Origin of the sequence: Corallococcus caeni (genome assembly GCF_036245865.1) — a bacterium.
Taxonomy (GTDB): Bacteria; Myxococcota; Myxococcia; order Myxococcales; family Myxococcaceae; genus Corallococcus; species Corallococcus caeni.
Genome location: NZ_BTTW01000002.1, coordinates 1,126,462 through 1,147,136, shown reverse-complemented (window position 1 = coordinate 1,147,136; position 20,675 = coordinate 1,126,462). Strand labels below are relative to the sequence as shown.

Below are 20,675 nucleotides of genomic sequence, written 5' to 3'. Positions count from 1 at the left end.
GGCCCCCTACTGGAGGCGCGCCAGCGCTTCCTGGGGGAAGGCGCGCGCGTCCACCTTGGCGTGCCACTCCTTGATGCGGCCATCCGGCCCGATGACGACGCCCACCCGGCGCGCGTTGGCGGCCGAGGCGTCATCCGCGGCCCCGTAGGCCAGCCCCACCTGACGGTCCACGTCGCACAGGAGGGGGAAGTTGAAGCCGAACTTCTGGGAGAACGCCTGGTTCTCCGCCGGCGTGTCGAAGCTGATGCCCAGGATGACGGTGCCCTTCGCCTCGTACTGGGTCTTGTGGTCGCGGAAGGAGCAGCCCTCCGCGGTGCATCCGGGGGTGTCCGCCTTCGGGTAGAACCAGAGCACCACGTTCTTGCCCCGGTAGTCCGACAGCCGGTGCGTCTTCCCCGTCGAGTCCTGCACGGTGAACTCCGGCGCCACGTCTCCCTGCTTGAGCATGTGCGATGCCTCCTTCATGGGGTGGAAACAGGGGGCGTCGTAGCACGCCCGGGGGGCGGGGAGCCGGGCACCGCTCGGGTGATGTGTGGAGTGGAGTGCAGGCGGACGGCGCCGGGGTGACACCTCCATCAAGAGGCTTGAAACCCACCGGCCTCCTCCGTTTAGTAGGTGCACCAAATGAACGACTCCGACGAACCTCCGCCTGCTCATCCAGGGCAGCGGGTGGCCGCGCTCACGCTCTGGGCGCGCCAGAACCTCTCACGCCTCATCTACGTCCTGCTGGGCGCGTCCAACCGCATCCGGCTGCCGACCCCGTCCGTGCTGCCCATCGCGGGCGCGGTGGTGGGGCTGTACAGCGGCCTGGCCGCGGGCATCTTCTCCAACCTCATTGGCGTGATGAGCGGCATCACGTTCAGCGCCGCGGAGCTGGCGGCGACGCTGAGGCCGCAGCGGCTGCGCACGCTGATGGAGTCGCTCTCCTCCGCGCGCTGGCACCTGGAGTACGCGCTGGTGGGCGTGCCGCTGGCGCTGGGCGCGCTCCTGCTGGCGCGGGTGATCGAGCCCGGCGGTCCACGCGACGAGGTGAAGCGCCGCCTGCGCCTGCTGGCGCTGCTGACCCTGGGCGCGCTGTCGCTGTACTACCCGCTGGTGGGGCTGGCGGCCGTGAACGCGGTGTTCGGCCACGCGCACAACCTCCCCGCGGCGCTGCCGCACCTGCCCTGGTGGCTGATGCTGCTCGCGCCCACGGTGGGCGGGCTGGCGGTGGGGCGGCTCTTGCGCGACCGGCCGGAGACGCACGGCCATGGCCTTCCGGAGGTGGTGCGCGCGGTGAAGAGCGGCGCCAACGTGGTGCCGGCGGACCGCGGGTTGCTCAAGCTCATCGCGTCCGCCATCACCATTGGCAGCGGCGGCTCCGCGGGCCGCGAGGGCCCCATCGTCTATGGCGGCGCGGCGTTCGCTTCCAGCGTGGGGCGCGTGCTGGGCTTCAGCCGCAAGGAGCTGTCCATCCTCCTGGCGTGCGGCGCGGGCGCGGGCATCTCCGCGTCCTTCAATGCCCCCATCGCGGGCGCGGTGTTCGCGATGGAGATCATCCTGCGCGAGTTCGAGCTGCGGGTGTTCTCCCCCATCATCCTGGCGAGCGTGGCGGGCACGCTGGTGAGCCGGGGCGTGCTGGACGAGGCGCCCATGATCAACCGGGTGAACTACGAGCTGGTCAGCGGCGCGGAGGTGTTCGCGTACGCGGGGCTGGGCATCGGGTGCGGGCTGCTGGCGTTCGCGTTCGTGAAGCTGCTGCACGGCGTGGAGCACTTCTTCCACGGCAGCATGGGCGGACGGCTGTCCCCGTGGCTGGGGAAGAAGCCGCTGCCGGTGCGCGCCGCGCTGGGCGGCCTCTGCACGGGGGTGCTCGTGTTCTTGAGTCCCACGGTGTGGGGCAGCGGGCACGACTACATCAACCTGGCGGCGGCCGGTCAGCTGCCCTTCCTCTTCCTGGTGACGGCGTGCGTGATGAAGCTCGTGGCCACGTCGCTCACCATCGGGTCGGGAGGCTCCGGCGGCACGTTCTTCCCGGCGGCTCTCATCGGCTCCATGGCGGGCGGTGCGTTCGGCACGCTGGTGCACTACTTCTTCCCGCACGCCACCGGGCCCAGCGGCGCGTACGCCATCGTGGGCATGGGCGGCGCGGTGGCGGCGCTCACGCGCGGCCCGCTCACCGGCATGATGATGCTGTACGAGCTCAGCGGCAGCCATGAAATCATCCTGCCCCTGATGGTGACGTGCACCATCGCGTCCGCGCTGTGCCACTACCTCACGGAGCGCACCGCGCCCAAGGTGCAGAGCGACGAGGACCTGCTCGTGGCCACACACGTGCGGGCCCTGATGACGGAGGTGGCGGCGGTGCCCGCGGGCACGCCGCTGCGCGCGCTGACGGACCAGCTGCTCACGTCCGAGGCCGGCACGCTGCCGGTGCTGGACACGCAGGGCAACCTCTACGGCACGGTGCAGGTGGAGCAGCTGCGCGAGGTGTGGCGCGACGAGTCCATGTACCCGCTGCTCGTGGCCAGCGACCTGGCGCGCAAGCTGCCCGCGCTGGCGCCGGACTCGGACCTGGCGCACGCGCTCCACGTGATGGACCACGAGGACGTGGACGCGCTGCCGGTGGCCCCCGTGCTGGGGCTTGCCCCGTGCGGGCTCCTCACCCGCGCCGCCGTCCGGCGCTTCCTCTTCGCGCAGCACACCCGCGCGCACGCCACCGGCGACTACCCCATCACGCCCACCGAGGCGACGCACTGAGTGGTCGCCACGGAGGTGTCCGCCCCGGGCGGAGGGGGGCCCGCGCGGGGGGCCGGGTCTGTCAGGAATCCTGGGGAGCAGGCATCCTTGGGCGCCATGTCCGAACCCGCCCTGTCCACCCTGCGCGCCGAGCTGTCCTCCACCTTCCATGACGCCCGGGTGCGTCACATGGTGGCCCTGGGACGCAAGGCCCTGACGGACCCGGAGGCGCAGGCGCTGCTGGACGCGCTGTCCCGGGGGGACGCCTTCGAGCGGCGGCTGGCCCTGGCGGCGCAGTTCACGCGGCGCGACGGCGCGGCGGTGCTGAAGGCCACGGCGGACGAGTCCTTCCGCGTGCGCGCGCTGGCGTTCCAGCTGGTGTCCGTGGCCTGCGACGATGCGCAGGCGCTGGAGGCGCTGCGCATGGCGCACGGGATGCGCCGCGAGCAGGCCGTCATCCACCAGTTGCGCAAGCGCAGACGGCACGCCGTCATCGACGCGTTCCTGGACGGGCTGGTGGAGCGCGGCGAGCACGCCACCTTCGCGGACACGGTGCCCCTGGCCTCCGAGTCGGTCCTGCGCCGGCACCTGGCTCGGGCGCTGGAGCGGCCCAGCCACCGGTTCTGGGCGCGGCTGGCGCGGCACGCGCCGTCGGTGCTGGGCGAGGTGCTGTTGGAGCGACTGCACGCGGTGTCGGGCGAGCCGGACCCCGTCACGCGGCAGCACCTGGGATGGGGCCTCTCGTGGCTGGCGGAGCGGGCGCCCGACGTCGCGGAGACGCTGCTGGCGCTGCTGCTGGAGCGGGGCATCCCGCCGGACGATCACGCGGTGCGGACGCTGGTGCGGCAGCGCCCCGTGCGCATGGTGGCGCTCCTGCGCCGGCATCCCCCGGCGTTCCTCCCCCACCTGCTGTTCACGAAGGTCGTGGCGTCGCTGGACGCCGGGTCCCTGACGTGGGTCGTCCAGCGCGACCCGACGCTGCTGGGCCGCGCGGAGGACGTGCTGAAGGAGCTGCCGGAGCCGCTGCACCCGACGCTCACCGAGGCCTGGGCCGCGTCCGTGGAGCGCGCGCCCGCGTGGGGCACGCCGCTCATCGCTCGCATCGTGGACCCGGCCGTGCGCGAGGGTGTCTACGCGCGCTGGACCGTGGGGGCACGCAACCGCGACGGCGTCATCCCGCTGGAGTACCTGCGGCACCTGCCGGTGGAGCTGCGGGAGCGGGAGGCACGCCGGCACCTGAACGAGGTGGTGGCGCTGGGCACCCGCGCCGAGGCGCGAATCGCCTACGCGCGCTTCCTGCCCTGGGATGAGGCGCTGGGCTCGCTCCGGGGCGCGCTGGGACATCCGGACGCGGCCATGCGCGGCGAGGGCCTGGGCGCCCTGCTGGCGCTGCCCGGCCTGCGCCCGGACGAGCCCGCGTGGGTGGCGCCCGCGCTGGCGGCGGTGCTGGCCCGGAAGAACGAACAGGACCCGGTGCGCGGGGTGATGCTGCAGGCGCTGGCCGCGTGGCCCCGGCGGATGTGGCGCGCCGAGCACACCGAGGCCCTGGGCCGGATGCTGCGCGACGCGCTGGACGCCGCGGACCTGTCGGTGGGCACGGCCCAGGCTGCGGAGCGACTGCTGGTGCGGGCCTTCGGCGCGGATCCGGCCTGGGGCGCACAGTGGCTGGGCACATTCCTGAAGGAGCGCGGGCGCATCCAGGACGCGGGGCTGGGCCACCGGTTGACGGACGACGAGGTGCGCCGGGCCGCGCCGTATCTCCTGACGCTGGCGAAGGCCTGGGCGGAGCGCGAGCGCGGCGGTCCCCTGCTCCAGCTCGCGGCGAGCCTGGGCAAGCGCGCGGCGCTGGTGGCCGGCCTGTCGGACTGGCTCGTCTCCGTGCGCGACGCCACGCCCGACAACCGGCTGGCGCTGGCGCTGACGGCGTGGCTGGCGAAGGAGGACCGGCCGCGCTTCGAGGCGACGCTCGCGGGCACCCTGCGACGCTGGCGGGACCGGGGCTGGGACGACGAGGTGGTGGCGCTGGCGGTGGCCGAGAAGCGCGGGCTTCCCCTGCACCGGGAGCTGGTGGAGGAGCTGGAGCGCGTGGCGCTGCGGCTGGGCAAGCCGTCCGGGAACGCGCTGTGGGTGCTGCGCTACCGCGCGGTGAAGGACCTGGACCGGATGCTGCCCGCGCTGCTCAAGCGGGACGAGAGCGCCATCGCCATCCCGGTGGTGCGCGAGTACCTGCACCGGCGTCGGCAGGACCTGCTGGGGCCCTACCTCCACGCGCCGGTCATCACCGGGCAGTTCGCCACGGGGGCGACGCACTGGATCCTCCCGTTCGACTCGGGATTCTTCCGGTGGAACGTGGAGCAGAACCGGGCGTATTCGCGCGCGCTCGCGCGGCTGTGCGAGGACCCGGAGCGGGACACGCCCACGCTGCTGGCGGCGGTGACCCGGATGGCCGTGCTGGACTGGGCGCCGATGGACGCGCTCCTGGCGCTGGCGGGCGACAAGCGGCCCGCGGTGCAGGAGCGAGCCCTGCGGGTGATGGCGCGGTGCGACCAGGGCCAGGGCGTGCCCACGCTGCTGGGCGCCCTGGAGGATTCGCGCGCGCGCATCGCCATCTACGGGCTGCGCCGCGCTTTCAACGGCATGCCCGTCACGCGGGTCCTGTCGCTGCTCGCGGAGGTGCCGCTGACCAAGGTCACGGTGGCCAAGGAGGTGGTGCGCCTCTTGGGTGAGCTGCGCTCGGACGCGGGCTACGCGCGACTGCTGGAGCTGGACGCGAAGCCCCTGCACCGCGACGTGCGCATCGCGCTCCTGCGTGCGCTGTGGGACCACCTGGACCGCGAGCCCACGTGGGCGGTGTTCGAGCGCGCCGTCACCGGCGAGGACGCCATCATGGCGTCGCGCGTGGGCGACATCCCGGCGGACCGGCTGACGGAGGCGCTGGATGCGCGGCTGTCCGCGCTGCTCGCGAAGGTGCTGGCGCGGCCGGAGCCGGATGCGCGCATCGACCTGCTGCGGCGCGCGGCCTGGCTCCAGGTGAAGGACCGGGAGCGGGTGTTCCTCTCCGCCTGCGGCGCGCGGCTGGCCTCGCCCTATGACGACGAGGTGCGCGCGGCGATGGGCGCGCTGGTGTACCGGGCCGACGAGCGCGACGTGCCTCTGATGGAGCGGATGCTGGCGGCGGTGGTGGAGGACCGGCGCGCGCTGAGCGTGGCGATGGACGCGCTGCTCCAGCCCCGGGAGCGGATGCGGCCCGTACCCCTGCAGGCCGTATATGGACTGGTGACGGGGGGGCTGCTCACGAAGGACCCGTGCCTGGCGACGCTGCGCGTGCGCTGCGCGGCGGTGGCCCTGGGTCCTCCGGCCTTCGCGCTCCACCTGGACGCGATGGGACAGGAGGGGTGGCTCCACGCGGACGCGCTGATGGCGGCCCAGGTGGCGGTGTCCAACCTGCCGGTGGACATGATGCAAGTGGTGGGCGGGCGCCTGGCGAGGAGCCCCAGCCCGGAGGCGCGACGCGTGGCCCTGCACTGCCTGGTGCGCGACGCGGCGGACGGACGTGGCTGGACGGAGGAGCGGCTGGCGATGCTCGCAGAGCTCCAGCGCGATGCGTCACCCCTGGTGGCCGGCGCCGCGCAGTTCGTGTTCCCGCCCCGGGAGATGGTGAAGGCGCCGAAGGACGCATAGGCCCCCGGAGGCCCCTGCTGCCCACCTCCCGCCCGACGTGGTCCCAACCTGTCCGACTGTCGGACCCGTTTCAGCCACCTGGCGGGAGCGGAGTCCCTCAAGCCCTACGCCAGGTGACAAGGCCGTCATTGGTCCGACGGTCGGACCGGCTTCCGCAGTTCGAACGGGCAGCCCCCCGGCCATGGCGGGGGTCCCAACTGGTCCGACTGTCGGACCAGTTCAAGCTACCCGGACGGCGCGGGCGCCCTCCCAGGCCGTGGTCATCCCAACTGGTCCGATTGTCGGACCAGTTCAAGACGGCGCGAGCGACCTCCCCCGCCGTGGTCGTCCCAACTGGTCAGATTGTCGGACCAGTTCAACACGGCGCGAGCGACCTCCCCCGCCGTGGTCGTCCCAACTGGTCCGATTGTCGGACCGGTTCAAGCTGCCTGGACGGCGGGCACCCTCCCCACGCCGTGGTCGTCCCAACGGGTCCGACTGTCGGACCGGTTCAAGCTGTCCGGACGGCGCAGGCAGCCTCCCCACGCCGTGGTCGTCCCAACTGGTCCGACTGTCGGACCGGTTCGTGCGGTGCGCCGCCGACAGGGCTCAGGCTCGGCCTGGATGTAACGCATCGCGATGAGGCCGTCGTCCCGGGTCCATGAGGCTCAGTTCAGCGAGCGCACCGGGGCCTTCCAGGAGGCGCCCCGGTCCGCGTCCTTCGCGTACTGCTCCAGTTGCACGGCGCGGTGGGCCACGGTGTGTTCGGCCAGGACCCTTGCTCGGGCGCGCATGCCCAGCTGGCGCCGGTCCGCTTCCGGCATCGCGAGCAGGTAGCGCAGCACGTCCCGCTCCGTGCGGGCGACCATCACCTCCTCGCCCAGCGCGAAGACGTCCTCCAGGCCCGGCCAGGGGTCGCAGATCAGCGCCGCCCCTCGGGCCGCCGCCTCGAACAGGTCGGCGGCCGGCGTGTGCTCCGCCTGGGAGAACGCCAGCGTGAAGCGCTGCGCACCGAGGAAGCCCGCGTGCTCCCCTGGCGACGGCGCGGGATGCCTCGCCACGTTGGCGGGCCAGGTGTCATCCACCGCGGACAACATCCCCGCGAGGACGAAGCGCCCCTCGGGCCAGCCGTGCGCTGCGCCGAGCAACCACTGCCTCAGCAGCCCCCGCCGCTCCGCCGACAACGGCTCCAGGTGCCCCAGGTCCCAGCGCATCCTGCCGCTTCCGGGCGCGAAGTGCTCCGCGTCCACACCGGGTAGGAACACGCGCGCACGGGCCACGCCCCACTCGCGCTCCAGTTGCCGGGGCACCGGGCCCGCGCTGGAGCAGAGATAGAGCCGGTAGCCCGCGAACAGCTCCGGCGTCATGCAGCCGGGGTCCTCCCGAAGGGCATGCCGCGCCAGCGTCCGGGGCGTGTCCCGGTCCCAGAAGACGGTGAGCCCGCCCGCCGTGTTCGTGGCCCAGCGGCTCACGTCCGCGACCTGCGGCACGTCCGCGTCCACCAGAACCAGGTCCGCGCGGCGCACCCTCGAATGGAAGCGCGTGTGGAGGTCCGCGAGGTCCTGATACGTCGCGACGGTGGGTGACGCTTCGGACCGCATGCCGGGCGCCGTGCGCTCCAACAGGAGGACCCCGTGTCCGCGCCGCTGGAGCGCCTTCGCGAGCTGCCTCGGAGCCGTGCCCGCTTGCGCCTCGGAGGCGGGCCCGCACACCGGGCCCAGGAAGACGATGTCCATCCACTCGGGCCTCCTCACGCCCCCAGCCCGGCGGATGGAGGAACTCCCGCGCGCGGCGAGCCCAGGGCTATCGCTTCCAGGCTCGGGCGGACAAGCGAGCGGGCCCCAGGCCGCGTGAACTCCTCAACGGCGCGGCCGGCGTTCAGCCCGCGCGTGCCACGAGGACGTCCGCGAGTGGACCGTGCCCCTGTCCCGGAAGTCAGGGGCCCACGTCCGCGTCGCGGCTACTTCGTCGCGGGCTCGGCCTTGATGGGAGGCGTGTTCCCCGCCGGGGCCGCCGAGGGCTTCGCGGCGGCGCCCTTGCGCAGCGGACACGCGACGATGGCGCCCGTGGGGTCGATGGCGTCCTTGCCCTCGTCCACCTTGAGCACCTTGCGGTCCTCGCCCACGACGAACGTGTAGCGCTTGGACACCGTCAACACCGGCATCTTCACGTCGTACGCGCCCACGACCTTGCCGTCCGGATCCGGGATGAACGCGAAGGGCGCCTTCAGCTCCGTCTTGAAGCGCGTCAGCGTCTCCGCGTCGTCCGTGGAGAAGGCCAGCACCTGGCCCTGCACCTGCTCGATGTCCTTGTAGCGGTCGCGGTACGCGGTCAGCTCCTTCGTGCAGCCGCTGGTGAACGCCTTGGGGAAGAAGGCCACGATGACCGGCCCCTTCTTCACCATCTCCGACAGCGTGTAGGTCGTCCCCGCGGTGTCCTTCACCGTGAAGTCCGGGGCGGTTTCACCCACCTGGGGAATCGCTGCGCTGAGCCATCCGACGACGAGCAGGGAGTTGAGCATGCCCGGGACTTAACGGGCCCCGGACAGCGCGACAAGCTCCTGGCGCTACGACGAGGCCATCCGCGCCCACACCGCGGCGGCGGCCTCGCGCGACTGCTCGGCCACCACCGTGGGGTTCACCGACAGCGGCCTGCGCGCCCAGACGCGCCACACGCCGTCCACCATGACCGCTTCCACGTGGCGGCTGCCCAGCCCGTGCACCACGTGCCACGCCAGCGTCTCCGCCGTCAGCGGCGTGGGCGACAGGTAGTCCAGCACCAGCAGGTCCGCGAGCGCGCCCTCGCGCATGGGGCCGATGGCCGCCTCGAACACCTGCGACGCCAGCCGGTGGCCGTTGGCCAGGTAGCGCAGCACGTCGATGGGCTGCCCCGCCTCGCGCGAGCGCAGGTACGCCGCCTGCGCCTCCGCGAACAGGTCCGGCGACGTGCCATCCGTGCCCAGCGACGCGCGCGCCCCGAACTTCAGCGCGGGCGCGTAGCCCACCTCCAGGCCCTGGTTGGAGCGCGGCGTGTGCAGCAGCCACGTCCCCGTGGCCAGCACCTGCGCCAGGTCCGCCCACGCCAGGTGGCCCGCGTGCGCCGCCATGGCGCGGGGCGACAGCAGGTTGCTGGTGAGCAGCCGCGTCACCGGCGTGTTGCCGTGGCGCTCGGTGGACAGCCGCTCGTCCAGCGGATCCTCCGCGAGCGGGAAGTGCAGCCCGGTGCCGGTGGTGTTGAGCGCCTCGCCCAGGCCCTGGAGCGCGTCGTCGCCCAGCGTGAAGCAGGGGCCCGCGCCCACCTGTCCGCGGAAGCGGCCCCGGGCCTTGCGCGCGAAGCTGACCGTCTCCTCCAGCCCCTCCTCGCGGCCCACCGCGCCCATGCGGTCCGTCACCGCGTAGGACAGCACGCCGCGCACGCCCACCTCATGGAGGCCGCGCGCCGAGCGGAGCAGCGAGCCCGTCACCGCCCTGGGCGAGGCGTGCAAGTCAAACAGGGTGGTGGTGCCGCACTGGATGGACTCCAGACCGCCGGCCGTGGCGGCCACCTGCACCGCGTCCAGGTCCAGCGCGTTCTCGAAGGGCCAGCGCACCTGCTCCAGCAGGGCCTGGTAGGAGTCCGGCGGCGGGCGGACCAGGCCGCGCGCCAGCACGCTCGCGAGCCGGTGGTGGGCGTTGACGAGCCCCGGGAAGACGAGCTTGCCGGACAGCGCGACCACCTCGTCGTCGGGGCCGGGCGAAAGGTCCTCGCCCCGCGCCACGATGCGCTCACCTTCGATGCGCAGGTCCACCCGGTCCACGGACGCGGGCTCCAGCTCGACGACGAAACCACCCTTGAGGACGGTGCCCAACATCCCTCCCTGCATCCGCGACGGGTCGCGAGGTTCGTGAAGGCGGCCCCCTCCCCTTAGGGGTCACGCTTGAGGCGGGGGAGGTTAGCACTCCCGCCCCATCCTCCGTCATCGGGTCCACACATCCCTGCACCCACACGCGTCGTCCCGCCCCCTCCAACACGGTGGGCATGTCCGGAGCGTCGGGTGGGATGGATGGGGACAGGCAGGCAGGCGGCCCGTCAGGACGTTGGGCGCCGGGGGCGCGGGCCCGTAGACTGCCGCCACCTTGGTGTCGGAACCCGGCGTTTCGTGGGCAGGCCGCTACCGCTTGAGCGCGCGCATCGCGACGGGCGGCATGGCGGAGGTGTATCTGGCGCGCGCCATCACCCCGGACGGGCAGCGCGGCCCGGCCGTGGCGGTGAAGCGGCTGATGCCGCACCTGGTCGCGGACCGGCGCATCGTGCAGATGTTCCTCAACGAGGCGCGCATCACCGCGCAGGTGCGCCACCCGCACGTGGTGTCCATCCTGGAGCTGGGCATGGAGGGCGCGGAGCCCTTCATCGCCATGGAGCTCCTGGAGGGGCGCTCGTTCGCGGAGGTGCGGCAGGAGGCCGCGGAGCGCGGCCAGCGCGTGCCCCTGGGCATCACCCTGCGCGTGCTGGTGGACGCGTGCCGCGGGCTGGACGCCGCGCACCGCGCCGTGGACGAGGCGGGCCGGCCGCTGAAAATCGTCCACCGCGACTTCACGCCGGACAACATCCACGTCGGCGTGAACGGCGTGGTGAAGGTCATCGACTTCGGCATCGCGAAGGCGGACGCGCTGGGGGCGGGGACGGAGCCCGGGACGCTGAAGGGGAAATTCTTCTACATGTCGCCGGAGATGATCGCCGGCCGCAGCGTGGACCACCGCGCGGACCTGTTCGCCGCGGGGGTGATGCTCTACGAGCAGCTGTGCGGCCGGAGGCCCTTCACCGGCATGTCCACCGACGAGGTGCTCACGCGCATCTCCGAAGGCAGGCCGAAGCCGCCCACCGCGTTCGACCCCTCGGTGCCGCAGGCGCTGGAGGCGGTGTGCCTGATGGCGCTCGCGAAGGACCCGGAGTCGCGCTTCGACAGCCTGCAGACGTTCATCGCCGCCATCGAGAGGCTGGGCGGGCCCGCGGAGGTCGCCGCGCCGGCGCAGGTGGCCGCGTACCTGGACACGCTGTTCCCGCCGGACAGCGACCCCAAGCGGCTGGCGCTGCGCCAGGCGAGGCTCGCGGATCCGTCCAACTCGGGCGCGGAGGGTGCGCAGGCCGTGGACATGCTGCCGCCGTTCGGGGTGCAGGGGGTCCCTGCCTGGCCCGTGCCGCCTCCCCCGGGCGCGGTTCCGTCCGGCGCCCGTCCCCTTCCGCCCGTGGGCACCCACACCGTGTCGCTGCGCGCCCGGCCCGTGACGGCTGGAGGCTCGCCCCCGGGTAACGCCGACCATGGCGCTGAACACGGCGGAGCTCTGACAGGCTCTCAGACCAAGTCGCCCCGTGGCGCTGAACACGGAGGAGCTCCGGCAGGCGCTCAGGCCACGGCGTCCCGCGGCGCCGTGAACGGCGGCGTCCCGACGGGCTCTCAGGCCGGGGCGCCCCGGTCGCGCCGGGCGCTGGCCATCGTCGCGGGCGTGCTCGTGCTGGGCGGCGTGGGCGCGGGGGCCACGTGGTACCTGCGGCGGCCGGACGTGCCGCCTCCCGCGCGGATCGCCGCCGCGGAGGCCGCCAAGACCTTGGAGGCGAAGGTGTCCGCGCTGGATGGGCTGGACAAGGACGTCCGCGTCACGGCGGCGGAGCTGGCCCGCGCGGGCACGCTGCTGTTGAACGCGGGCGCCCACTCGCAGGCCCTGACGCTGGCGGAGGCCTACACCTCGCGCTTCCCGAAGGAGGCGGAGGCGCACCTGCTCGCCGCGCGCGCCGCCACCGAGCTGCGCATGGGCAAGCGCGCGGAACGCGCCATCGACGAGGCCACGGTCCTGGCCCCCAGGGACGTCCGAGTGCCGCTGGCCCTGGCCGACCTGCGGGCCCGCCAGGGCGACGTGCCGGGCGCGCTGACCGCCCTGGCCAAGGCGTACGCGCAGGCGCCGGGCTCCGCCCAGGTGGCCCCCCGCTACGGCCAGCTCCTGTCGCAAGGTGGCCGGCTGGACGAGGCCGCCACCGTGCTGTCCGCCTGGACGCGCCAGCACGACGACGCCGAGTCCCTGGCGGAGCTGGGCTTCGTGCGCTTCCGCCAGGAGAAGCTGGACGACGCCTCCGCCCTGCTCAAGCGCGCGCAGCGCAAGGCCCCCTCGCTCGCGGTGGCCCACTCCTACCTGGGGGCCGTCCTCTTCCGGCAGGGCGACCTTCGCGGCGCCGAGCGCGAGTACCGAGAGGCCGAGCGGCTGGCCCCGGACGACCCGCGCGCCCTCACCGCGCGCTGCCAGCTCCACGTCCACGAGGGCGACGCCGCCGGGGTGGCCGAGGTGAAACGTACGCTGGCGGAAAGGTTCCCGGACCGGGCACTGGCGCTGTCGGCGGAGTGCGGGCCGGGGAACTAGGTTCCGTCCCATGCGCCTTCGCCTCCTCGCCCTCGCCGCGTCCAGCCTGATGCTGACCGCCACCGCGTGCGGCTCCACGGACGACATCGACACCCCGACCGACGCCGGGACGGAGCTCCCGGACACCCTCTCCGGCGACGTGGCTCCCGCGGACCGCGCGGCCTGCTCCGGCCTCACCGTGACGCCCGGCACCTATGACTGGACCGTCGAGCACGGCGGCCGCACCCGCGCCTTCCGCGTCCACGTCCCCACCGGCTACGACGCCACGAAGCCCACGCCCGTCGTCCTCAGCTTCCACGGCTTCGGCTCCACCGAGGCGGAGCAGGAGCTGCTGACCGGCTTCTCCTCGCTGGCCGACGCCGAGGGCTTCATCGCGGTGTACCCGCGCGGCCTCAACTTCCCGGAGGTCTACGGCCGGGGCGAACCGGACACGCGAGGCTGGAACGGCGAGGCCTGTTGTGGCCCGGCGCAGATTGGCAACGTGGATGACGTGGGCTTCGTGGACGCGCTGCTCGCGGACCTGGACACCCGCGTGTGCACGGACCCGCGCCGCGTCTTCGCCAACGGCTTCTCCAACGGCGGCTTCTTCTCCTACCGGCTGGCCTGTGAGCGCGCCCAGCGCATCGCCGCCATCGCGCCCGTGTCGGGCATGTTGGGCGTGACGGACTGCCGCCCGTCCCGGCCCGTCCCCGTGCTCCACTTCCACGGCAGCGCCGACGAGACCATCTTCTACGACGGCGGCGACAACGTCCTCGGCGGCAAGCCCTACCCTTCCGCCCCGGAGTCCGTGCGCCGCTTCGCCGAGCGCAACGGCTGCACCGGCCCGCAGCAGCAGACGTATCAGCAGGGCAACAGCACCTGCGTGGCGTATACGGGCTGCCAGCCGGAGAGCGCCACCGCCAGCCTGTGCACCGTCACCGGCGGCAAGCACGCGTGGCCTGGCCAGCCCCTCTACAATGACGGCACGACGGACCTGGATGCGTCCCTGCAGATGTGGCGCTTCTTCCAGGCGCGTCCCCGCCCCTGAAGGAGGCCCGTCACGCCGGCCCGCGCCCTCATCATCAACGCCGATGACCTGGGCTACGACCCGGGCATTACCCGGGGCCTCCTCCACGCCCTGCGCGAGGGCGTCGTCTCCTCCGCCACCCTCCTGGTGAACGCGCCGGGGACCGAGGACGCCGCGAGGCAGGCCCGGGGACTCGCCATCGGGTTGCACCTGAACCTGGACCGGGGTGCCCCCGTGGACCCCGGCTTCCCGCGCGAGTGGCGCACCGTGGACGGTGGCCTCTCCGGGGCCCGAGTGGCTGAGCTCCCCGCGGACGTGGTGGAGGCGGAGGCGCTCGCGCAGCTGGAGCGGCTGGAACGGCTGCTGGGCCGGGCCGCCACGCACCTGGACGTGCACAAGCACCTGCACCGGCATCCCCAGGTGCTGGAAGGGCTGTCACGCGTCGCGAGACGCGCGGGCCTCCCGGTGCGCTCCGTCGACGCGGACATGCGCGGGGTGCTGAGGGCCCGGGGCGTGGCCACGAACGACGCCTTCGTGGGCGAGTCCGGTGAGACGGCGTACTGGACGCCGGAGCGCTTCCGCGCGGCCCTGGCGGCGCTGCCCGCCGAAGGCGTCACGGAGTGGATGTGCCACCCGGGCCACCTGCCCCAGGTCGTCACCACCCGCTACGCCGCGCAGCGCGAGGTGGAGCTGGCCACCTTGCTGGACGCCCGCTCCCGTGAGGCCCTGGCGCGGGCGGGAATCCAGCCCACGGACTACCGCGTCCTCACGCGGGCGTGACGAGCGGAAGCTCCGACTCCACCGGCGTCAGCGTCCGGCGCTTCTCGCGCGTCAGCACGGTGCGCACACCCGCGAGCAGCTCGTCCGGGCGGTAGTGCCGGGGACACAGCGCGGTGTTCTCCTGCGCCCACCACGGCCGCTCATCCCCGGCCAGCAGGATGGGCACCGGCCGCGCGCGCGGCAGCGTGGCGAAGGTCTCCAGGAAGGTGCCCACCGCGGACTGCGTGGCGCTGGTGGACAGGACGATGAGGTCCACCGGCAGGTGCGTCGCCTTGCGCAGGGCCTCCGCGCCGCTCTGCACGGTGAACACCTCGAAGCCCTCGGCGCGCAGGGTGCGCTCCGCGGTGGCCTCCTGGTGCACGTCCTCGTCCAGCACCAGCACGCGCCGGGGCAGCCTGCGCACCTCGTGCGCGGGCATGCGCGGCAGGTCCAGCGAGAACGTGGAGCCCTCGCCCTCGCGGCTGCGGAGCGCCAGCGCGCCGCCGTGCATCTTCACGATGGAGTGGCTGATGAAGAGTCCCAGCCCCAGTCCGCCGAAGTTGCGGTGCGACACGTTGCGCGCCCGGTAGAAACGCTGGAACACCAGCGCCTGGTCCGCGCCCGGAATCCCGATGCCGTGGTCCTGCACCTGGATGCGCGCGGACTCCTCCGTGCGCCCCACCTTCACGCAGATGGGCGCCCCCGCCGGGCTGTACTTGTGCGCGTTCTCCAGCAGGTTCACCAGCACCTGCTCCAGCCGGTCCCTGTCCCCCAGCACCCAGACGCCGTCGTGCGGCACGTCCACCGTGAAGGGGCGCTCGAAGGCGTGGCGGAAGTGGTCCACCACCTCCGCCACCAGCTGCCCCACCTCCAGCGGCGCCGAGTCCAGCGCCAGCCGCCCCAGCTCCAGGCGGCTTGCGTCCAGCAGGTCCTCCACCAGCCCCGCCAGTCGGTCCACCTGCCGCTTCGACTTGAGCACGCTGGAGAGCGCCACCGGCTGCCCCGAGGCGATGCGGCGCTCCATGGCGAACAGGCCCAGCTTCAGCGGCGTGAGCGGCGTCTTCAGCTCGTGCGACGCGATGGACATGAACTCCTCGCGCACGCGCAGGGCCGCCTGGGCCTCGCGCAACAGGCGCGCGTTCTCCACCGCCACCGCCAGCTGGCTGGCCGCCGCGCTCCACATCTCCAGCTCGCGCACGGAGAACGAAGCGCCCTGCTCCTTGTAGATGAGCAGGAGGCCCACCGTGCGGCGCGGCGCGCACAGCGGCACCGCCGCGAACACGGAGCCCACCGCGTCGCCGTAGCCGCGCTGGATGCCCAGCTGCGGCTGGCGCAGGGCCAGGGCCTGGCGGTAGGGGTCCTCCGACGGGTCGAACGCGTCCAGGGGCGCGTCCAGGCCCTCCAGGTCCGACACCGCCATGCGCTTCAGCGTCGCGTCGTCCTCCTCGTAGAGGAACACCTCCGCGCGGCGCACCTGCGCACACCGCACCAGCGACACCACGGCGGCCGAGCAGACGCGGTCCACCTCCAGCGACTCACCCACCGCCCGGGCAATCTCCCGCACGGCCTGTGAAAACGCGCCCTCGTCGTCCACACCGGACGGCTCCATCACCAGCCACGCCCCGGCCGACCCGTCCGTGTGGGAGGGCTTCACCTGCACACGCACCTGCCGGAGCGCGCGGGTGATGACGTGGCCGGACCAGGCGCGCTTCTCGCGGATGGCGCGCGCCAGGGCGTCCAGGTTGCGGCCTGCCTCCAGCGCGTCCAGCAGGGTGCTGCCCGGACAGAGCGTCACGCCTGTCTTGGCCGCGAAGCCCGGCTCGCACCACTGGACGCACAGGTCAGGCCCCACGCGCAGGAGCGCTTGGGGCAGGCACGAGAGGACATCCTCGACGTCGTTGGGTGGCAGCATGGGAAGGGGCGAAGCAGGGGTCGCCAGCGGGAGATAGGAACCCCCGAGCATGATCGCCAACCACCCCCGGACGTTCTCCTGTCCCGGAGGGCCCCGGCACGTTGGGACCCGAACAGAGCCCTTGGCCGGGCAGCCAGGGGGCGACGTTCTGGAGGGCGGCGACACACGCCGAACGTGTGCTAGACGACAGCGCATGTCCTCAAAGCCGTCCAAGGAAATCCAGACCTTCCCCAACCCCGCCGCCGATCGCGACTACGAGATCGCCTTCGACGTGCCGGAGTTCACCTGCCTGTGCCCGCTGACGGGCCAGCCGGACTTCGCGCGCTTCACCATCAAGTACGTGCCGGATCAGCTGTGCGTGGAGCTCAAGAGCCTGAAGCTCTACATGTGGTCCTACCGCAACGAGGGCGCCTTCCACGAGAAGGTGACCAACACCATCGCGGACGACATCATCAAGGCCATCCAGCCGCGCAAGCTCACGGTGGTGGGGGACTTCTTCGTGCGCGGCGGCATCGGGACCATCGTCACCGTCACGCACGACAAGAAGCAGCAGGCCTGAGCGCGGGCCCTCAGCGGGTGAGCTGCTCCAGGAGCGGCGCCCACTGGGAGTGGGACAGGTAGAGGCCGGTGCCGGCCGCCGCGGTGCCGGCGGCGAGCGCGGCCAGCACCCACTTGAGCTTGCCGGGCGCGCGCGCGGGCCTCTTCGTCGCGAAGACGTCGAGCACGCCCAGCTCCTGCTGGGTGAGGTGGGCCAGGGCCTCGGTCTCGGTGAGCTTCTCGCGGTAGCGCAGGAAGGCCACGAGCAGCGCGGGGTGGGACACGCGCACCTCGTGGGCGAGGAACAGGTCCAGCTCGCGGCGCATGGCCGCGGCGTCCGGGAAGCGGGCCTCCGGCTTCACCGACAGCGCGCGCTTCACGATGCGCGCGAGCGGTGGCGGCACGTTCGGGGCCACCTTCTGGAGCGGCGTGAACTTGCCGTCGCGGATGCGGGCGAACACCTCGCCGGCCGTCTTGCCCACGAAGGGGCGCGTGCCGGAGAGGGCCTCGTAGAGGAGGACGCCCAGGGAGAAGATGTCGGTTCGCGCGTCGATGGGGGCGCCGGTCACCTGCTCCGGGGACATGTACGACGGCGTGCCCACGGCCATGCCCTGCTGGGTGAGGGCCTCCAGGCTGACGTCCTTGGCGATGCCGAAGTCCATGAGCTTCACCTCACCGGACTTGGTGAGCATGACGTTCGCGGGCTTGAGGTCGCGGTGGATGATGCGCCGGAAGTGGGCGTGGTCGAGCGCGCTGGCGATGCGCGCGCCGATGACGGCGGCGACGTCCGGAGGCAGCGGGCCGTCCTTGATGAGGCCGTGGAGGGTGGGGCCGTCCACGTACTCCATGACCATGAAGAGGCTGTCGTTCTTCTCCACCAGGTCGTAGAGGGTGACGATGTTCTGGTGGCGGAACGCGGCGAGCGCCAGGGCCTCGCGGCGGAAGCGGGACAGGGCCTCCTGGTCGCGCTGGCCTTCGGGGAGCAGCTCCTTGATGGCGACCTCGCGCTGCAGCAGCTCATGCAGGCCCCGGTACACGAGCGCCATGCCGCCCCGGCCCAGCTCGCCGAGCACGCGGCAGGCGCCAATCTTGCGGTGACGAAGTCTCTCGGATTTCTCGGCGGCGGCGGTCACGGGGCCGAAGGGTACCGATTCACGTCTCATGCGTCGATGGGCCCTCCTCCGCGGGGAGGGTTCGCACAGGTGTGATGGAAAGGCGCGGTGTCGCTGTCTCACGCCAGGGCGCCTACCTGCCGAGCGTGGACTGGCAGGATGGAGACATGGGACCGGGACGCCGGACGGATTGGCTGAGCGCTCCGCCTCCCGTTCCCCTCCGCCCTGCACCGCCCCGCGGGCGTTCCCATGCTTCTCCCATCCAACGTGCCTGGGAGAACGCCATGACGGAACAGGACGCATACATCCAGAAGATGGAGGCCGAGCAGCGCGAGGCGACCGCTCGCTTCCGCGAAATCGAAGCCCAGGCGGACCTCGCCGACAACGAGGACACGCTCGACGTCCTCACCGGCGTCCGCGGGTTCAACGACGACGTCAACCGCGAGCTCCAGGCGCTCCGCCGCGCCGACCAGCGCGACTGGGATCGCCTCAAGGACAACGCGGAGCACGCCCGCCGCCGCTTCCGTGAGCACCTCGACCGCGCCGGCACCCGGTGGGAAGAGCTCCGCGTCGCCTACCGCCGTCAACGCGAGGACGAGGTGCGGGAGCTCAGCGCCCAGGTGGACCGCTGGGAGGCCGCCCGCAAGCGCTCCAGCGCCGAGGACTCGCTCCTCACCCGCGAGGAGTTCGACTTCATCAAGCGCGGCCTGAAGACCGCCGGCGAGCTCCTGGACAACCTGCGCCACGCACACGGGCAGGCCTGGAAGACCGCCCGCGACCAGTACGAGGCCAACTGGCGCGAACTGCAGGAGCGCTCCCGCCGCATCCGCGCCGACACCGACGCCACCGCCGCGCCTCCCTGAAACCCCATCTTCACCGGCGCCACACGGCTGTCACACGGCTACGCTAGGAACCGCCCCACCAGGGAGGGACACGGCCCGGAAGGACCGTGCCCCTCCCAGGCGTTTCCGCCCGCGAGCCCATGGCCCTTCCTGCCCGCCCCACCCTGCCCCCCGTCCTCGCCGCCATCGATGTGGGCACCAACGCCGTACGCCTGGAGCTGGCTCGCCCGGACGCCGAGGGCTCGCTCGAGACCCTCCACCAGGAGCGGGACCCCATCCGCCCCGGCGAGGGCGTCTTCACCACCGGCGAGATGCCCCCGGAGACGGCCGACCGCCTGCTGTCCACCCTGCGCCGCTACGCCGCCCTCTGCCGCCGCCACAAGGCGCAGGTGCGCGCCGTCGCCACCAGCGCCCTGCGCGAGGCCCGCAACCGCCAGGACATCGTGCGCCGCGTGCATGAAGAGGCCGGCCTGGAGCTGGAGGTCGTCAGCGGCAAGGAGGAGGCCCGCCTCATCTGCCTGGGCGTGCTGCACAGGAAGCCCCCCAACTCCCGCTCGCTCCTCGTGGACATTGGCGGGGGCAGCACCGAGGTCGCCATCGCCACCGGCGAGAAGCCCGACGAGCTCTGGAGCCTCGCCCTGGGCTCCGTGCGGCTCACCGAGGTCTTCGACACCGCGCGCGCCGTGACGCCCAAGCAGTTGCGGCTGATGCGCGGCTTCGTGGAGGAGACCCTCCACAAGACGCTCCCGGAGAAGCTCCCCGCCCTGCCCCGCGTGGCGCTGGGCTCGTCCGGCACCATCGGCGCGGTGGTGGGCTTCGCGGCCGTGGACAACGGAGGCAACGCCACCTTGCGCCAGCTCACCCAGACCGTGGAGACCCTGGCGAGGATGCCGCCGGAGCGCCGCCGCAAGCGCTTCGACCCGCGCCGCGCGGACATCATCGTCTCCGGCGCCGTCATCCTGGAGGGCGTCGCGCGCCACCTGGGCGTGGAGTCCGTCAGCATCGTCAACCGCGGCCTGCGCGACGGCGTGCTGGTGGACCTGCTCTACCGCCAGGACGAATCCCGCGAGGACCACAGCCTCGCGGACGCGGCCATCGTCATGGGCCAGCGCTTCCGCTTCGATGAGAAGCACGCCCGCCAGGTGGCCCGCATGTCCCTGGCCCTCTTCGACAGCCTGGCCGCGCTGCACCAGCTGCCCCTGTCCGTGCGCCCCCACCTGGAGGTCGCCGCGCTCTTGCACGACATCGGCACGGCGGTCAGCTACGAGCGCCACCACCGCCACACGTACTACCTCATCCACAACGCGGACATCCCGGGCCTCGCGGACCGCGAGCGCGAAATCATCGCGCGCGTCGCCCGCTACCACCGGCGCTCGCAGCCGGAGCTGTCCCACTCCGGCATGGCAGGACTCACCCCGTCGGAAGCGCGCCGCGTGCGCAAGCTGGCCACGCTGCTGCGGCTGGCGAACGCGCTGGACCACAGCCACCACCAGCCCATCCGCGACTTCAAGGTGACGGACGGCCGCGAGGCGGTGACGCTGCACCTGCACGCCCGCCAGCCCCTCGACCTGGAGCTGTGGAACGCCGAGCGCGAGGTCGTCGCCTTCCGCAAGGTGTTCGGCAAGCGGCTGGCGTTCCAGGTCCACTCCACCGGACGCTAGGGCCACCGCCTCCCCGCCCGCCCTGCGGCCCGGGGAGCGCGGCGCCAGTCCTGCCCGGCTCCATCGCCGTGGCCAGAGT

Annotated in this window: 14 protein-coding genes; 8 read left to right on the top strand and 6 right to left on the bottom strand. The window is 72.9% G+C overall.

All coding sequences use genetic code 11. The annotated features are described in order from the left end of the window. Positions 1–6 precede the first annotated feature (6 nt). Positions 7–447 (bottom strand): peroxiredoxin, encoded by a 441-nt coding sequence (locus AABA78_RS12795; RefSeq protein WP_338263253.1) that lies wholly within the window; start codon positions 445–447, stop codon positions 7–9. 177 nt (positions 448–624) lie between these two features. Between AABA78_RS12795 and AABA78_RS12790 the strand changes: the two genes are divergently transcribed. Both AABA78_RS12790 and AABA78_RS12785 read left to right on the top strand, forming a co-directional pair. Further along, positions 625–2,739: a chloride channel protein gene (locus tag AABA78_RS12790; protein ID WP_338263252.1), complete on the top strand. Its 2,115-nt coding sequence runs from the start codon at positions 625–627 to the stop codon at positions 2,737–2,739. Positions 2,740–2,835: 96 nt separating this feature from the next. Then, positions 2,836–6,399: a hypothetical protein gene (locus tag AABA78_RS12785; RefSeq protein ID WP_338263251.1), complete on the top strand. Its 3,564-nt coding sequence runs from the start codon at positions 2,836–2,838 to the stop codon at positions 6,397–6,399. A gap of 647 nt (positions 6,400–7,046) precedes the next feature. Here AABA78_RS12785 and AABA78_RS12780 read toward each other — a convergent pair. The 3 genes from AABA78_RS12780 to AABA78_RS12770 form a co-directional block, all read right to left on the bottom strand. Continuing rightward, on the bottom strand, positions 7,047–8,114 hold the full coding sequence (locus AABA78_RS12780) for a CgeB family protein (protein WP_338263250.1): 1,068 nt from the start codon (positions 8,112–8,114) through the stop codon (positions 7,047–7,049). A gap of 224 nt (positions 8,115–8,338) precedes the next feature. Next, complete coding sequence (locus AABA78_RS12775) at positions 8,339–8,899, bottom strand: peroxiredoxin (RefSeq protein ID WP_171417622.1); 561 nt, start codon at positions 8,897–8,899, stop codon at positions 8,339–8,341. A 45-nt stretch (positions 8,900–8,944) separates the two neighbouring features. Beyond that, positions 8,945–10,225 (bottom strand): amidohydrolase family protein, encoded by a 1,281-nt coding sequence (locus tag AABA78_RS12770; protein WP_171417644.1) that lies wholly within the window; start codon positions 10,223–10,225, stop codon positions 8,945–8,947. A gap of 310 nt (positions 10,226–10,535) precedes the next feature. On the opposite strand from AABA78_RS12770, the gene AABA78_RS12765 reads away from it, so the two are divergent. Genes AABA78_RS12765 through AABA78_RS12755 form a run of 3 tightly spaced genes read left to right on the top strand, consistent with a single transcriptional unit; the run spans position 10,536 to position 14,553 of the window. Further along, positions 10,536–12,767, top strand: coding sequence for a protein kinase domain-containing protein (locus AABA78_RS12765; protein ID WP_338263248.1), 2,232 nt, complete (start codon positions 10,536–10,538; stop codon positions 12,765–12,767). 10 nt (positions 12,768–12,777) lie between these two features. Then, entirely contained in the window at positions 12,778–13,794 is a 1,017-nt protein-coding gene (locus AABA78_RS12760; protein WP_338263247.1) for an extracellular catalytic domain type 1 short-chain-length polyhydroxyalkanoate depolymerase, read from the top strand. Positions 13,795–13,824: 30 nt separating this feature from the next. Then, positions 13,825–14,553, top strand: a complete 729-nt coding sequence (locus AABA78_RS12755; RefSeq protein ID WP_338263597.1) for a carbohydrate deacetylase — start codon at positions 13,825–13,827, stop codon at positions 14,551–14,553. Here AABA78_RS12755 and AABA78_RS12750 read toward each other — a convergent pair. Next, positions 14,540–16,444: an ATP-binding protein gene (locus tag AABA78_RS12750; RefSeq protein WP_338263596.1), complete on the bottom strand. Its 1,905-nt coding sequence runs from the start codon at positions 16,442–16,444 to the stop codon at positions 14,540–14,542. The genes AABA78_RS12755 and AABA78_RS12750 overlap by 14 nt on opposite strands. A gap of 193 nt (positions 16,445–16,637) precedes the next feature. On the opposite strand from AABA78_RS12750, the gene queF reads away from it, so the two are divergent. Continuing rightward, positions 16,638–17,003 (top strand): preQ(1) synthase, encoded by a 366-nt coding sequence (gene queF / locus AABA78_RS12745; protein ID WP_120577584.1) that lies wholly within the window; start codon positions 16,638–16,640, stop codon positions 17,001–17,003. Between the two features lie 10 nt (positions 17,004–17,013). Here the strand turns inward: queF and AABA78_RS12740 are convergent, their stop codons facing one another. Next, positions 17,014–18,144, bottom strand: coding sequence for a serine/threonine-protein kinase (locus AABA78_RS12740; protein WP_338263246.1), 1,131 nt, complete (start codon positions 18,142–18,144; stop codon positions 17,014–17,016). Positions 18,145–18,377: 233 nt separating this feature from the next. Here AABA78_RS12740 and AABA78_RS12735 point away from each other — a divergent pair, with 233 nt between their 5' ends. Both AABA78_RS12735 and AABA78_RS12730 read left to right on the top strand, forming a co-directional pair. Next, entirely contained in the window at positions 18,378–18,956 is a 579-nt protein-coding gene (locus AABA78_RS12735; RefSeq protein WP_338263245.1) for a hypothetical protein, read from the top strand. Positions 18,957–19,075: 119 nt separating this feature from the next. Next, a complete protein-coding gene (locus AABA78_RS12730; RefSeq protein WP_338263244.1) occupies positions 19,076–20,596 on the top strand; it encodes a Ppx/GppA phosphatase family protein in 1,521 nt (506 codons plus the stop codon). Positions 20,597–20,675: the final 79 nt, after the last annotated feature.

Bases quoted from the DNA above. Each gene is read 5' to 3' on its own strand.
- AABA78_RS12795 (WP_338263253.1), bottom strand. From the start codon at position 447: ATGCTCAAGCAGGGAGACGTGGCGCCGGAGTTCACCGTGCAGGACTCG.
- AABA78_RS12790 (WP_338263252.1), top strand. From the start codon at position 625: ATGAACGACTCCGACGAACCTCCGCCTGCTCATCCAGGGCAGCGGGTG.
- AABA78_RS12785 (WP_338263251.1), top strand. From the start codon at position 2,836: ATGTCCGAACCCGCCCTGTCCACCCTGCGCGCCGAGCTGTCCTCCACC.
- AABA78_RS12780 (WP_338263250.1), bottom strand. From the start codon at position 8,114: ATGGACATCGTCTTCCTGGGCCCGGTGTGCGGGCCCGCCTCCGAGGCG.
- AABA78_RS12775 (WP_171417622.1), bottom strand. From the start codon at position 8,899: ATGCTCAACTCCCTGCTCGTCGTCGGATGGCTCAGCGCAGCGATTCCC.
- AABA78_RS12760 (WP_338263247.1), top strand. From the start codon at position 12,778: ATGCGCCTTCGCCTCCTCGCCCTCGCCGCGTCCAGCCTGATGCTGACC.
- AABA78_RS12750 (WP_338263596.1), bottom strand. From the start codon at position 16,444: ATGCTGCCACCCAACGACGTCGAGGATGTCCTCTCGTGCCTGCCCCAA.
- queF (WP_120577584.1), top strand. From the start codon at position 16,638: ATGTCCTCAAAGCCGTCCAAGGAAATCCAGACCTTCCCCAACCCCGCC.
- AABA78_RS12740 (WP_338263246.1), bottom strand. From the start codon at position 18,144: ATGAGACGTGAATCGGTACCCTTCGGCCCCGTGACCGCCGCCGCCGAG.
- AABA78_RS12735 (WP_338263245.1), top strand. From the start codon at position 18,378: ATGACGGAACAGGACGCATACATCCAGAAGATGGAGGCCGAGCAGCGC.
- AABA78_RS12730 (WP_338263244.1), top strand. From the start codon at position 19,076: ATGGCCCTTCCTGCCCGCCCCACCCTGCCCCCCGTCCTCGCCGCCATC.